Annotated in this window: 12 protein-coding genes and 1 other annotated feature; of the genes, 8 read left to right on the top strand and 4 right to left on the bottom strand. The window is 57.7% G+C overall.

The annotated features are described in order from the left end of the window. The first annotated feature begins 27 nt into the window (after positions 1-27). Genes ACODS4_RS13140 through ACODS4_RS13130 form a run of 3 tightly spaced genes read left to right on the top strand, consistent with a single transcriptional unit; the run spans position 28 to position 1,660 of the window. Positions 28-723: a hypothetical protein gene (locus ACODS4_RS13140; protein ID WP_488864279.1), complete on the top strand. Its 696-nt coding sequence runs from the start codon at positions 28-30 to the stop codon at positions 721-723. A 2-nt stretch (positions 724-725) separates the two neighbouring features. Further along, positions 726-1,373, top strand: a complete 648-nt coding sequence (locus ACODS4_RS13135) for a hypothetical protein (protein WP_488864277.1) — start codon at positions 726-728, stop codon at positions 1,371-1,373. Then, positions 1,358-1,660, top strand: coding sequence for a hypothetical protein (locus ACODS4_RS13130; RefSeq protein ID WP_488864275.1), 303 nt, complete (start codon positions 1,358-1,360; stop codon positions 1,658-1,660). The genes ACODS4_RS13135 and ACODS4_RS13130 overlap by 16 nt, the downstream gene beginning before the upstream one ends. Before the next feature lie 55 nt (positions 1,661-1,715). On the opposite strand, the gene ACODS4_RS13125 is transcribed toward ACODS4_RS13130, so the two are convergent. Continuing rightward, positions 1,716-2,834, bottom strand: a complete 1,119-nt coding sequence (locus tag ACODS4_RS13125) for an ISAs1 family transposase (protein ID WP_488864273.1) — start codon at positions 2,832-2,834, stop codon at positions 1,716-1,718. A gap of 3 nt (positions 2,835-2,837) precedes the next feature. On the opposite strand from ACODS4_RS13125, the gene ACODS4_RS13120 reads away from it, so the two are divergent. The 3 genes from ACODS4_RS13120 to ACODS4_RS13110 are packed head-to-tail and all read left to right on the top strand — an operon-like array spanning position 2,838 to position 6,687. Beyond that, entirely contained in the window at positions 2,838-4,178 is a 1,341-nt protein-coding gene (locus ACODS4_RS13120; protein ID WP_488864271.1) for an ABC-three component system protein, read from the top strand. Next, positions 4,168-4,662: a three component ABC system middle component gene (locus ACODS4_RS13115; protein ID WP_488864269.1), complete on the top strand. Its 495-nt coding sequence runs from the start codon at positions 4,168-4,170 to the stop codon at positions 4,660-4,662. Before ACODS4_RS13120 ends, ACODS4_RS13115 begins: the two co-directional genes overlap by 11 nt. Positions 4,663-4,665: 3 nt before the next feature. Beyond that, entirely contained in the window at positions 4,666-6,687 is a 2,022-nt protein-coding gene (locus tag ACODS4_RS13110; RefSeq protein WP_488864267.1) for a DUF3732 domain-containing protein, read from the top strand. 186 nt (positions 6,688-6,873) lie between these two features. On the opposite strand, the gene ACODS4_RS13105 is transcribed toward ACODS4_RS13110, so the two are convergent. Further along, positions 6,874-8,102, bottom strand: a protein-coding gene (locus tag ACODS4_RS13105) for an IS3 family transposase (RefSeq protein ID WP_488864265.1) whose coding sequence is annotated in 2 segments (ribosomal slippage) — positions 6,874-7,808 and positions 7,808-8,102 — 1,230 coding nt in all. Because the reading frame shifts where the segments join, the coding sequence is not laid out codon by codon here. Beyond that, positions 7,705-7,821: a sequence feature (AL1L pseudoknot), on the bottom strand. It overlaps the preceding gene by 117 nt. A 279-nt stretch (positions 8,103-8,381) precedes the next feature. Continuing rightward, the gene (locus tag ACODS4_RS13100; protein WP_488864263.1) at positions 8,382-9,953 is read right to left on the bottom strand and encodes an ATP-binding protein; all 1,572 of its coding nucleotides are present in this window, start codon (positions 9,951-9,953) and stop codon (positions 8,382-8,384) included. A gap of 81 nt (positions 9,954-10,034) precedes the next feature. Between ACODS4_RS13100 and ACODS4_RS13095 the strand changes: the two genes are divergently transcribed. Together ACODS4_RS13095 and ACODS4_RS13090 are read left to right on the top strand one after the other, a co-directional pair. Further along, the gene (locus ACODS4_RS13095; protein ID WP_488864261.1) at positions 10,035-12,323 is read left to right on the top strand and encodes an AAA family ATPase; all 2,289 of its coding nucleotides are present in this window, start codon (positions 10,035-10,037) and stop codon (positions 12,321-12,323) included. A 1-nt stretch (position 12,324) separates the two neighbouring features. Beyond that, entirely contained in the window at positions 12,325-13,329 is a 1,005-nt protein-coding gene (locus tag ACODS4_RS13090; protein ID WP_488864259.1) for an HNH endonuclease family protein, read from the top strand. Between the two features lie 326 nt (positions 13,330-13,655). On the opposite strand, the gene ACODS4_RS13085 is transcribed toward ACODS4_RS13090, so the two are convergent. Continuing rightward, complete coding sequence (locus ACODS4_RS13085; protein ID WP_488864257.1) at positions 13,656-14,300, bottom strand: hypothetical protein; 645 nt, start codon at positions 14,298-14,300, stop codon at positions 13,656-13,658. Between the last annotated feature and the right edge of the window lie 8 nt (positions 14,301-14,308).

Raw genomic sequence — 14,308 nt, 5'->3', positions numbered from 1 at the left:
AGGCCACAACCAGTGCGGAGATTTGATTTGAGCTGCTCTCGAGGTGCGGCTTCGCCGGACGCGCACACTCAAAAGCGCCTGTTCGCGGCGTCGGGCGGCTATTGTCAGAACCCGGGCTGTGCTTGCGAACTCTTCGTCGATGCCGAGGGTAAATCAGTTCATATCGCTGAAATGGCCCATATCTTTGCAGCAAGCGGCAATGGCCCACGCTCCAATGCCAAAATGACTAAGGCGCAACGGGGATCGTTCGACAATCTCATCCTGCTATGCGCGAATTGCCATACCAAGGTTGACAAGGCTCCATGTGCCTATCCTGACACAATGATGTTCAAATGGAAGTGCAGCCATGCAGAGAAACTAAAGGCCATTTTCGGTGTCGTCAAATATGAACGCCGTTCCGACGCGCGTGCTGCAATTGAGCCGCTACTCTACGAAAACCGAACCATCTTTGAGCATTATGGCCCCCACATAGACGCCGCAGTCAATCCCGAGAGCGGCGCGGCCGAGCGCTGGCAGCGTAAGATGCTCACACGCATCCTGCCGAACAACAATCGGGTGCTCGCTGTTTTGGATGCTAACCGGGCACTACTCCATGGCGCTGAGAAATACACCCTTGAGCTTTTCCGCCAACATATCGACGATCTTTATGCCTATCACATCGAGCAGATCAAGGAGGACGCTTCACGCTTTCCCATTTCTATGACGAATATTTTGGAGGACTAAACATGGTAGACAGCGTCACCGACTGGGTGGCCGACCGGATTGGCTCTGGCCATAATGGACTGGAACTGGTTGGGCGAACGGATGAGGAATTCCTGCTTATCCGGCATAACGATGCGGGAACCTTTACGGTGGCGGTAATTGGCGAACAGAACATTGTCCTGCCCGATCATGTGCGGCCCGCGCTCTCCCATGTGACGAAGCCATCGTTCATTGTGAACGTGCCCTCCAAGGCGATGTGGAGCGGGTCGGCGATCGGGCTGGTTCATGCGACACCCGCGGCCTTCGGCACGATGGGTGAGATCTGGAAGGCGGCCCGGACCGGCTATGTGCCGGGATACCGCAACCAGACCCATGACTTCTTCGAGAAGGCGATCCGGAATCACTCTAAGGTGCACCGCGTCACTCGTCTTTACGACGCGGTGTTCGTGGCACACCGCGGTGCCCGCGACAGCCTGACGATTGCGCTCGTCGAGGCATACAATATGAGCGCCGAGGATGTTCGAAACGTACGGCAGCGTTATGGGAAGTTCGACATCGCAGTCAAAACAACCAGCTATGGTGCTATCACACCGGAAGCTCGACAGGCTGCCGAGTCAATGGGGGCCGAAGCCCTGATATTCGGGGAGATGCTGAGGTGCCTCGCACGATGATCCGTGAGCGAATCGTGGAAAGCCTCGTCAGTCTTGCGGTCAGCCTGGGGGCGACCGCAAACGGAAGCGCGTGGCACCTCTTCGGCTCAATCGACCGCGAAGCAGCTGCTGCCTCGGACATTGACCTCCTGATCCTATGCATCAACGATGCTCAGGCTGATGCACTTCGCCGGCAAATCGATCCGGATGACTTCCGCCTTCCCCTGCATCTGTCGCTAATGACCTTCGAGGAAGCCGCCGGGGTAGACGCAGTCCAGTTCCAAAAGGCGCGCAGAATCTATCCCTGACCGGAAGCCGGAGCTGCTCTGTGAACGGCTTCATGACAGGGCAATCGCTTGAAAGCTATCCGCCCGCCTGAGTGATGGCTTTTCGCAGGTAGTCGTCATCCCAAGCGGCTGTTTTCCGTCGGACTTTCAGGCTTGCCTTGTCAGGAATTGCGCGGAAGAGGTTGAGAGCGGAATGACGGATCACAGCCATGTTTGCGGGTCCGTTTTCGGTTCTCAGGCGCATGAGGTCGTCATGGAAGACGACGTCGAGGACCCAGTGGAGGCGGTTTTCGATGCCCCAGTGGGCGCGGACGGCTCGGGCGAACTGAGCGGCGGACAGCGGCGCTGACGACAGGTAATAGCGTCGGGCCGTGCTGATTTTTCCGTCTTTTTCGACGTCGGCCTCGATCATGCCGATCATGGCGAGGCCAGGGAAGCGGGGTTCGCCGGGAAAGCGACGGTTGGTGGTGAGCCAAGCGACGTCATGGCTGACGGCGTGGTGCCGGATCTCAATCCGGCCATGGTCGCCATCGGTGGTTTCATGGCGGTCGAAGGCGTCTTGCGGTTCTTGATGAAAGAACAACCGCACGTCTTCGGCCAGGGTCGGCCAGTTGTCTTTGAGGGCAAGGAGATAATCGGCGTCCTTGGCGCGGATGGCTTCGGCAATGGACCGCTGGCAGCCCATCGCGTCGATGGTGACCAAGGCTCCTTTGAGTTCAAGACGCTCCAACAGCGCCGGGATCGCGGTGATTTCGTTGCTCTTGGCCGCCACGGCTTCCTGCCCCAAGACCAGACGCTGGCGGCTGGCCCAGGCCGACACGGTGTGGAGCGGGCTTTCCTCAGTCCGCCGCGCCCGGTGCGAGGTTTTGCCGTCGATGGCGACGATGTCCGGTGCGCCATCGCGCAGATCCGCCACCCAAGCGGAAAAACAGGCGGAAAACAGCTTGGCTGGCAGAGCGTTCATCACGTCGTTGAGCGTATCGTGCGAGGGAATACCTCGCTCAAAGGGCAAAAGGCTGCGCAGAAAAGCCTCTTTGCGCGGCGCCCAGCGTTCGATTTCAACGAAATCTTCTCCTTCCGCCATCGTGCCGCACAGGATCACCAATAGGATTTCCGGCAGCGGATACACCACTTTCCAAGCCTGGCGCGGATCCTCCAACGCCGAAAAATGATCCCAAAGCGACCGTGCCTGCATGGGATGAGCCTCCGATTCGAGGCTCTCTATGAATCACAGCAAGCACCGTACCGGAATCCCCCTCGTTCTCAAGCGATTGCCCTGGGCTTCATGAGCCGTCGATTGCATCTTAGCGAAAATGACTTACAATTGGTCATTGTTTTGAGCGAAACTGCATCGGTAAAAGCGAATTTGAGACGATCGGCCGACAACACTGCACCCGCCCAGGCCGCAGGCTACATCCTTCAGCTGGACAGGGCCCTCCACCACCTCGCGCATGCGGCGAGCGGGGAGATTGCTGTCGCTGTCGAGCACATTGACGACGTTGCTGTTATGAAGGAGGGCAAGGTCGTCCTTCTCGAACAAGACAAGAGTTCGACCCGTGCAACGGGACGCCTTCTAGGCGACCGCACTCGTGCGGTATGGCGCACCTTGCAGATTTGGCTCAGGCACCACGAGTCGCCCGACGGCGGGCACTGCATGCATTACATCTTCTTCGTGAACCAACGGGTCTCATCGCCAGTTGCGTTGTTGCTGAAGCAGCGATGCGCCGGTCAGGTGCGCGCGGCTGAAGTCGTTCAAGCCCTGCGCAAAATTGGCAGCAAGCGCAGTTCATCGAAAATTCAAGAGATAATAGACGACGTACTGGTGCGGGAAAACGATGTTTTAGAGGCGATAGTCTCTAAGATAGAGATCGTGGAATCTTGTGAGCCGGCCAGTGATCGGAGCTCGATGGCAAATGGTTTGGGCCTCAATCCTCGTGCTGATGCTGAAGATATTTTCAATGGTTTGTTTGGTTGGTTGACGAATCGCGTTCGCATTGATTGTTCCGAGGGGCGGATCTGTGTGATCACCCGAAAAGAAATCCTTACTCAGAGCTTTATTTTGCAAACCAAGCAGGCTAACAGCCGGTTCCTTCCCCGTGCCTCCGCAGAGATCATTATCGACGAAGAGGTGAGGAAAGGTGCGCTCTCGAAGAATTTTGTGGAGCACCTGGGAAGGATCGATGCCGAAAATGAGGATGTAGTTCAAGCCGTCGATCATTTCTTGAAATTCAACATGGAAAAGCACCGGCTTGTGCGGGCGGGCGACGTGCCGGATGCGGAATGGAGGCACCGTTCGGGACGTTTGCGCGAGCGATGGGCAGGGGTGATGCGCCGCAAGAAGCGCGAACTCGCCGGCCAATCGAAGACGGAAATTGGCCAAACCGTGTTGGCTGATGTGACTTATGAGCATCGCGAAAATCTCGACGGCCACACTTGTGACGAACTCTACATGACTTCGGGTCACTATCATCGTCTTGCGGACGAAGACGAGGTCTGGTGGGATCCAACATTCCAGAAGAGAGACTTAATTGAGGGATGACCACGAAGAATTGCTGGCACGAAACCCGGCATTGCTTGCACGGCTCTACTGGCATTTAGCGCGAAAATATAGCGAAATATCCGAAGGCGCGTCCCCATCCTTGCCAATTTTTCTGGTGAGTACCGGCTTGCTCTTCCATCAGGAAACCGTCGAGAAAATTCACGGAATGAACTTTGACAGCCGGTTCTTGAAAGTCCTAGTTGAACGTCCCGATCTCATTGGAGGGCTCCAGACACGCGTCGAAGCCGCTATGCCGGCTGCGTTGCGCGGCCTCCAACTGGGCGTTTCTTCGGGCTTGCTTCAGCGTGATGGGGGTAAAGGATTTCCAACTTTCCGGGCAAACGGCGGCACCGACCTGCCAGCCGCTCTTCGCGAGGCAAATTCACCCCTTGGCCCAATGATTGCCGCAGCGAAGCGGCTCGGAGCGTGGTTCGCAGCGGAGCCCTTCGAGATCATTCAGCGCCAATTGACCATAGAGTTTTAAGACATGAAGCTGTTCATACGGTCGGTCATCATCTGGCCCGAAGATCCCAATCACGAACCAAGGGTGCTGACCTTTGATCCGTCTCACGTCTCCATTGTCACCGGCTGGAGCAGCACGGGAAAATCGTCGATCATCGACATCATCAACTATGTTCTTGGCTCAGGTACATGCTCGATCCCGGTTGGCGTCATCCGTGATCTGGCCTCCTGGTATGGCCTGGAAATAGAAACCGACGTCGGGCTCATGCGGATCGCGCGTCCCAAGCCGGCAGCCCGCCAAGTGTCTGAAGACATCTGGCTTCAACAAGGCACGGACACGGAGAACCCGTTGCCGCGACGTCCGACGGCAACGACCAACACCATACGCCTCAAAGCGATGTTCGATGCGTTGTCGGGTTTGTCCAACCTAAGCGTTGTACCGGAAGGTGCTCAAGATCGAGCGAGCTTTCGGGATATGGCGTCCTTCAATCTCCTGCCGCAGCATGTTGTCGCCAATCCCTACACGCTGTTGTTCAAGGCCGATTCATCCGATCATCGCAGCAAACTACAGCACGTGCTTCCGTTGGCGATGGGCGTGATTACCAACGACGATCTTGTCCGGACCCATAGGATACGGCTCCTGCGTGACGAACTACGGCGGGTCGAGACCGAGCTTCGTACGCGCCGCAACGCCATCGACAATTGGCGCGCCACAGCACATGGAGCGTTCTTCCGCGCCCAGGAACTGAGTTTATTGCCTCCAGGCGAGCCTCCAGACAATTTGCCCGCTTTGATTAAGCTGCTCAGAGAGGTGGTCCGAGCTGGCGGACGAACGGTAGCCGCAGCGGGGCGGGTGACGGCTGCTGTCAATCGTCTGGAAGAGATCAGAAACCGTGAGCAAGCACTGGACGTCAAGATCGCCTCGGATCGGCGTCGTCTTCGGAAGCTCAGAAGCCTTTCGTGCTCTGTCTACGACTATGATGAGATTTTGAGGGAGCAATCAGCCAGCGTCGTTGGAGTTGGATGGTTTAAGGCGCACACACCCGCAGGAAGCTGCATTCTTTGCGGCTCTGAAACGGACATTGCGAAGCAGGCGCTTGCGGAACTTGATGGTCCAATTGCCGAACTTTCGGCCTTGTCTGCCGGCGCGACCTCCACGAAGCCCATGGTTGACCGCGACATCGTTAAGATCCAGGAAAATCTCCTGAAGGACGAGCGCGACCTCCTGGCCTTGCGGCAGATACGTCAGGGGTTTGAAGCAGAGGTGGATGCGGAGCGCGGCCAGAGCCAAAGCCTTGAAAGCGTCTACCGATTCATTGGTTCGACCGAGCAGGCCCTCCGAATGTTGAGCGAGGTCGAAGGCGAAGGTGGACTAGCCGACCGCGCTGACACATTGCGTAAGGAAATTCGTGACTTCGACGCGTTGGCAAATGAAGAGGAGCGGCAGCGCCGAGCTCAACGTGTGCACAATCAGATATCAGCCTACATTCCCAAATTTATTGAAGCGCTCGGCGTATCAGGCGCAGAAGGGAAACCTGTCCTAGACGAGCGTGAATTAAATATTAGGTTTGAGCGTGATGGGGCGACCCGACCTGATTATTTATGGGAGATTGGCAGCGGCGAAAACTGGATGGCCTACCATCTGGCAGCGTTGCTGGCGCTTCACGGAGTGTTTCTCAACCGAGGGATCAACAACCCAGTTCCGACGTTCTTGGTGATCGATCAGCCAAGCCAAGTTTATTTTCCAAGCGACACCTTTGAGGGTTTCATCAAAAAAAAGGAAGAGGGGCAATCTGATGAACATCCGAGAAGGCGGCGTCATCTATCGGATATCGAAAGCACGATCCGCATCTTCTCAAGTTTAGCAAGAGCCAATGCTGCATTTGGCGGGCACCTACAAATTATAATACTAGATCATGCTGATCAACACGCTTGGGGAGCCATTGACGGAGTTGTGGAGGTTGCCAACTGGCGTAGTGACGTAGACTTTCTGATCCCTTCGGCATGGATTCCCGAAAACAATAGGGAAGCTGCCGATCAGCAATGATCGATGCAGAGATTGGGGTAAACATTCCATCCGCATTCGACTGAGCGGCGCGTCCGGTGTTGGCGCTTTGCGCTCGTGGTCAAAGGTCCGCTAAGGATCGGATAGAACCATTGAGGATCGGTGGAGGGGCCGGTTCACAGGCGGAAGTGAACCGCGCCGGGATTGTCGGCGGCCATTGTTCGTGAGTCACGCCGCCATTTGCTGAGTGCTCACGGCGTCATGATAGCGTTGTTCAGCCTCGGCTGGCGGAATATTTCCGATTGGTTCGAGCAGGCGGCGATTGTTGAACCAGTCGACCCATTCGAGGGTTGCATATTCCACGGCTTCAAAGGATTTCCAAGGTCCCCGCCTGTGGATGACCTCCGCCTTGTAGAGGCCGTTGACGGTTTCAGCCAAGGCATTGTCGTATGAATCGCCGACGCTGCCGACCGACGGTTTGATGCCGGCCAAGCCCAGCCGCTCCGTGTACCGGATGGACAAATATTGGCTGCCCCTGTCCGGATGGTGAATCAATCCGGACTTCCCCACCGGCCGGCGCTGATGCAGGGCCTGCTCCAGGGCATCCAGGACAAAGCCGGCGTCGGCCGTGCGGGACACCCGCCAGCCGACGATCCGCCGGGCAAAGGCGTCGATGATGAAAGCCACATAGACGAACCCGCTCCAGGTGGACACATAGGTGAAATCGGAAAGCCACAGCTGATCGGGCCTGTCGGCCCGGAATTGCCGGTTCACCCGGTCCAGCGGACAGGGTAAGGCCTTGTCGGCAATGGTAGTTTTCACTGGCTTGCCGCGAATGGCGCCCCGCAGGCCCATCTCCCGCATCAACCGCGCGACCGTGCAGCGCGCTACCTGGATGCCCTCGCGCTGCAACTGCCGCCACACCTTGCGCACCCCATAAACCTGGAAATTCTCATCGAACACCCGCCGGATATCGGCCTTAAGGCCGATATCGCGCTGTGCCCGCGCCGACAGCTTGGCCGGATCAGCCTTGCGAGCCACATGCAGACGCACAGTTGACGGGGCGATTGGCAAAACGTCGCAAATCGGCTCGACCCCGTATTCCTGGCGGTGGGCATCAATGAAGCCCAGCATCATTTCGGTCGGCGGTCGAGCTCCGCCATCGCGAAATACGCCGATGCCTTGCGCAGAATCTCATTCGCCTGGCGCAGTTCCCGGATCTCCCGCTCCTGCGCCTTCAGTTTCTCCAGCACATCCAGCGGAATGCCCGCGCGGTTGCCGCTTTCCACCTCGGCCTTCTTGACCCATTCGTTCAGCGTATGTGCCGAACAGCCAATCTTGGACGCTACGGACGACACCGCCGCCCATCGCGACGGGTGATCCTTCTCGTGATCCAGGACCAGCCGAACAGCACGCTCGCGGACCTCAACTGAAAATTTGTTCGTTGTCTTGCTCATCGTCGCTCCATCCTCTCAGGAGTGGGAGCCGCCGACAATCCCGGCGCGGTTCAGAAGTGCGCCACAACCGGACGCTACTGTCACAAAGATCCGGAGCCGCGTCAGCGGCTTTGGGAAGCTATGGTCTGCGTCGACATGAACTCCGTCGAATACCGCTTCCGATTCCCCGTCATCGGGTCCGTCCATTATCATGGGCGAACCAAGCTTTTTCAACTGACCGGAAAACAGGAACCATCTCACATGCTATCAGCTGAACCGGAATGGCGGCAGCGATATGGCTTACGAATCCAGCTGGATGCGGTAGAGCCTTACCAATACTGACTTGACCAGTTCCTCTGCCTCTTGCAGGTCGGCGTCGGTGATCACGGGAACCGAGCGTCCATAGGTGAGATCTTCGCGTCGTCTCGCCATGTTCTCCATCTGCCCCCAGATGTCGTCGGACAGCGCTATGAGAGCCCTAAGGCCCGCAGGCACCCGTGGTGCGCGCCGCAGAAGTGACTTCAGGTTCTGCTCGTCTGAGCCCTGCTCCAGTTCGTTCACCAAATATGTACGCAAGGCCGAGGTTAGGGTCAGATCTAGCAGGTTGAATGCAAACCAGTTAGCTTGTTCCAGCGGCTGTTTGGCCACTGTCGTCGCGGCAACCATCCCTTCATAGAGTCCCTTCACCCACGGCTTGCGCTTGGCCAACCGCTGGTTACTGATGGCCACGCGTTCGGCAAGCCTCGGGCGTGACTTCGGAGCGTCAGGAAGAAAGGATTTCCGAGCGGTGGGGAAGTCGGCAATCGGTATATCGACGATCTTGCCTTCACCATAGGAAAATACCTTGTCGGGCCAGTCACCCATCCAGACGCGCGAGATACGTGCATAATCGGCCACCACTTTGACCAGCCAGTCGTGCAGCGCCATGAAGACGTGGTGTTTCGTGCTGATATCTGACTTGCTACTGTTCCAGGGCATTTCGCAGGCGTCGCCGCGAAGGGAGACAATCACCTTTGTCAAAGAAATCTTCGGATGCGGAAGACCCGCCTGGCCTTTTGTAAACCCAACGTCGAAGCTCTTCATGGCGGGAGCTACGAGCCGGTCATTACAATAAAAGTAAACACCATACTCGCCCGCCGCAGGGCTGGATTCGCTGCTAAGGCCTGCCAGAACTTCAACGTCCACCATGCGTTTCTTCGGAGTCTCAAGCTTTCCGGTATAGCGCCGAGGCTCGTAGTGTGGCGGAAACGACCAGTTATTAAAGAAGCGCGGCGTAACCGGCGTGCCATTCAGCTTGAGCGATACGCCGGAGCAAGTGAGAAACTTCGCGTAAGTTGCGCCGAGATGGCTCTGAAGGAGTTCGATAGCATCGTCCGAGATCCTCACGCGCAGCTTCTGGAGCTCAACATGTGTTGTGCGCGGTGGAATAGCGTCGGTTTTGAAGAGCGGCAGTTCCCAACCGTCATCATTGAGCCAAGTTTCATCAAACTCAACCTGAAACGTATCCCCGGAGCCATGCCGTGTCCGAATTCTGATGTCTTGTGCCAGCGCCACGACGGCACGTTTCGTTCCAACTCCGAAGATTCCAATGGTCTCATCTGTTGGAGAGGATCCAGACTGACCGGGCCCAACAATAAAGCGCAACTCGTTTCGAGGTAGGCCGCCTGCGTCATCTTCCACTCGGATTGTACCCTGCTCCCCATCAAGCAATACCTTGATGTTGATGGCGTTCTTCCGGCCGGCGCGGGTCCAGACATCAAACCCGTTGTCGATCAGCTCGGATATCGATTTGTTCAAGTCATAGTCGGCGATGATAGAAAGAAAGAGCCGCTTGGACGGTACCGCATCCAGGGTTCCCACCTGACGTTTCATTCCTGACATCCTCACGTACCAAACCGATTGCTATCATAGCAGGCAAAGCTTATAATTATAGCCGATTTTGCAGGAGACGACGTGCAGTACGTCAATCGAGAGTCGGTTCAGCCTCCAGCGCCGTTCCGGAGCACAATCGCGCAAGCTGAACGGAACGAGTTCCTCCGCATAATGCGTGAGACCCCAGAGCGCCGCTCCCAAATCAAGCCGCCTTCACAGCGATTCAATCTAGCTGATGAAGAGATTCTCTTGGCGCTTGATCAACTCTTCATGGGCAAGTGTGCCTTCTGCGAGAGCAGCGCGCCCCTCAGCGCTCGACTCTTTAGACCTGCAGAAGAAGCTGAACCCCTGGCAAAATCGGAGTTTGCGCACCTCTATTATGTATGGCTCCGAACAGACTGGGGGAATGTTTATGCATTCTGCAGCGCGTGCGCGATGGCCGCCCGGAACCAGTTCCCGGTGGACAAGCTCGACCGAGGTCTGTTGCCGGCTCCCGAGGAACTAGAGGCGTTCGCCAACGAGAACTACGGCCTCTGGCGATGGCGCCATCGTGACCAACGGCTGCTTTTGGACCCTTGCGAGGATCGCAGCTTTGCCAGCCACTTGAGCTTCAGCCTCTCCGGTGAAATCCAAGCCTTTTCCAGAGCAGGTGCCCAGACGATTGCCATCTTTAACCTTGATCGTAGAGAACTTGTCTCTTCCCGGGCGGAGGCATTCGGGTCCTATGTTCAACTCCTTCTGAACGAACTCGCGCGCGGCGTATCCCCCAACGTCTTCGACTTTCCCTCTCTCGAGTACGGGGGCGCTTGGAGTCTCCTGCTCCGACGGCTCATCGACAGGGTAGGTCGCCGGCTTGATCAGACATTCCGTTTTCGCGCAGATCGTATTGCCAGTATAATCGAGCGCCTCTGGAGCACTCCCATTGGCCAACAAGCAGTCCATGATGCGCTGGAAGATGTTCGGCATCCGGTGACGCGGGCCACCGTGGCCCGCCCGGTGGGACAAGGCGAGCCGCGGCGCTTGGTTGGCGTTCAAGTCAGCAACTTCAAGGCTCTCGAGAATCTCGATCTGTGGCTTCCAGCGGCTGTACCGCAGGACGCTAGTGTCGGGAGGGAAGCAGAGGCTTCAGCTCTGCTGGTCCTTGGGGAAAATGCGACGGGCAAGAGCTCGATTCTAGAGGCCATGGCACTTGCCCTCACGGATGAGCGTACCCGTAATACGGTCGCCCGCTCGCCAGCCAGCCTTATCCTCGATCCGACGCTGATGGGTTCTGAGGACCGACCGCCGCCGCCAGCGGCGACCGTACGCCTCATTTTTGAGGGGAGCGATGAACTTACCCTGACGATCAGCAACCGATTCGATGAAGCGGGAGCTACCGACAATCTGCCGCCTGTCTTCGCCTACGGTGCGTTCCGGCAGTACGCAAGCCGTTCCCCGAGGCGGTCTGCGAAGGGCCACATCGTCACGCTGTTCAGATCAGAGACGTTGCTTCCGAACCCAGAAGAGTGGCTCCTCAACCTGCCCGATGATCAATTCGCGATGGTCGTCCGCGCCCTCCAGCGCATTTTGATGATTGAGGGCGACCTTGAGGTCGTGAGGCGCGATATTGCCAATCGACGATGCCTGATCGTCACCAAGGTCGGAGAAGGGCCTGAGGAGCAATTGATTAGCACACCGCTGAAAGTGGTTTCCTCCGGGTTCCGGTCGGTCCTGGCGATGGTCTGCGACATACTGGCCGGGCTGATCGCACTCCAGCCTACGTCTGGACGCAAGAGCTTCGGAGAACTCGAGGCCGTACTTCTGATCGATGAAATTGAGGCTCATCTCCATCCGCGATGGAAGATGCAGATCATGGCGGCGCTACGGAGAGTTCTGCCTAAATCTATCATCATCGCAACGACCCACGACCCACTCTGTCTGCGGGGAATGCATCACCAGGAGGTGGTCGTCTTCAATCGCACTCTGAAGAATGATGGAGTAAATTCAGACGACTTACCGGTCTTCGTCGAGACGATTCTGGCGCTGCCAAACGTGGAGAACCTGACTTTGGAGCAACTCCTAACGTCAGATTTTTTCTCAATATTCAGCACTGACTCACCCGCAGCCGAGTATAATCTTGCGAAGCTTGGCAACCTCATCGCGCGAGAGGCGCGCGGAGAAGTACTGACCGAGTCCGAATGGACCACGCTCAGAAAGCTCCGCAATGAGGTGATGGATGCGCTTCCGCTTGGCTCCTCGGAGGTGCAGCGCTTGGTCGAGGAGGCTGTTTTCACCTACCTCCAGAAAAGGCGTGGATTGCGATCCGCCCAGCTTGAGACCCTCAAGGCCGACACACGCGAACTCATAGTGAAAGCTCTGGAGGCGTACTGACATGCGTCGGGTCTCGAGAGGGGACAAGCCACCGCCGGCCGCCCTGGCCACACGAAGCAAGCAGGGCACCGAGCTTGAGCGTGTGCGCAAGCACATGGAGGAGGCTCTCCCTCCTGACGTGAAGCGGAAGGCATTTCCATTCAAAGCCTACAAGGCTGAAAACGTAAAGAAACGTCTAGAAGAGCTTTTCCACGGCAAGTGCGCATACTGTGAATCACTCTACGCCTCCCAAGCGCCGGTCGACGTAGAGCACTACCGGCCAAAGGGACAGGTCGAAGGCGAACCTGCGCATCCAGGCTATTGGTGGCTGGCGGCTGAGTGGACCAACCTTCTCCCAAGCTGCCTGGACTGCAATCGTCGGCGGAAGCAGCTCGCGCCCACCATCTCGGCGGACCTAACGGTGCTTTACCAAGCGATGAAGACTGGCAAACAGGACAGTTTCCCAGTGCTCGGTGTACGCGCGACGCAGGAACCCGAAGACCTCGCTGCCGAGCGGGCACTGCTCTTGGATCCTACACGCGATGATCCTGATGAACACCTTGCCTTCTGGCTGGGTGGCGACCGCGCTGCAGGGGTAATCTACCCGGCGCCAACAGTTGGCGCGGCGGCAGGACCTCTGATTCTGCCACGAACGGTCGAGGATGCTGCTGCTATCGCCGGCCACGCCGCCGCTGCCGGGGTAAGCGTGCGCGGAGCCGTATCAATTCAGGTGTACGGCCTGAACCGCCTTCGCCTCGTTCAGGAGCGCGCACGGCTGCTGCAGCAACTCCGCTTTCTCGAAAGCGTGTTTCTGGACATCAGTGAGGTGTCGCGCGACCTCGCGGCGGTGAATATTACGGTTGAACGCAAAGAACTCGCTGATGCCACAGATCGTCTCGACCGGCTCCAGCGCCGCATACTAGATCAGATGCAGTCGCTTGCCGCGCCCACTGCACCCCATTCAGCGGTCGCCAGAGCCTACCTGCGGGACTTCCGCAACCGCATTGCATCATTGCCTTCATCCTGATCCCCCGGGATCACTTCGCTACTGGACGAGCGCGTGGGGTATAGCATTGAGCGGACGTCGCGCGGGCTAGCGGAATTGGCAGCAGCGCCCGACACGAAAGTCCGGTTGCCAAGGAATGTCAGTGCAACCTCAAACACCCGAACCATGCACGGAGCTGAAGTTACTGAGCGCGACTTTCCGGTTGTCGGCGAGGTTCAAAGTCCGCTCCTGGCGCAAATGCGACTTCCCGGGCGGTTTCTGGAGATGTTGGTCGTTGGGAAACAGAAAACATTACCGTAATTGCTGATGCCGAGATGAGGTGCAGTCCGATGGTGTCAGGCACATCGCTATCCGAACCGGCCACCATCTTCGGTGAAGCTGTAGCCGCCAATGCGGATCGCCTCGTCGACCATCTCGTCAGAGGTCTGGTAATCATACTCCCGTTCAAGGTGCCGGTAGAGCCAGCGTGCGAGGTCACGCAACGCGTCCGAGATGGTCTCTTCGGCGTCCGCCGTCATGTCCTGGCGCCCCGGGCTGTCGCGCTCAACCGAGATCGCCATGCTGTGTTCGTGATGGCAATGCCCGCGATGACGCGCCTCGGCGCGGAGCTGGTAAAAGTTCCGCCGCTGGATGGTCTGCAAGATGTCGGCGATACGGTGAAGCTCGGGATCCTGGGGCGCATGCTGTTTGATTCGGGTGCGCGCGCGCCGTTCGTAGGCGTACGTGCCCTCGAAGCAGGCGCCGTCGCCTTGGCTCCAGAAGCCGCGAAAGAAAATATGCGGTTCTGGTCGTGACCCGCCGCCCATCAGACGGGCGGGGCTGGTTCGGAGGCTGACGCCGAGGATGGCGCAAACCGCCTCGAAATCCGCGTACACGAACTCGTGCCACGCGTGGTCGAGGCCGGTTTCACGATGCCAGGCGCGGGCGGTTTCCTTCGCAGGGTCGGACAGTTCATCGAAGGCGTAGACAATGGTCTGGATGGTCGTGGGCATGATCGGAC

It is taken from the genome of Azospirillum sp. FG154, assembly GCF_057809575.1.
The sequence above is the reverse complement of the archived record's forward strand: the minus strand, read 5'-3'. Positions and strand labels throughout refer to the sequence as shown.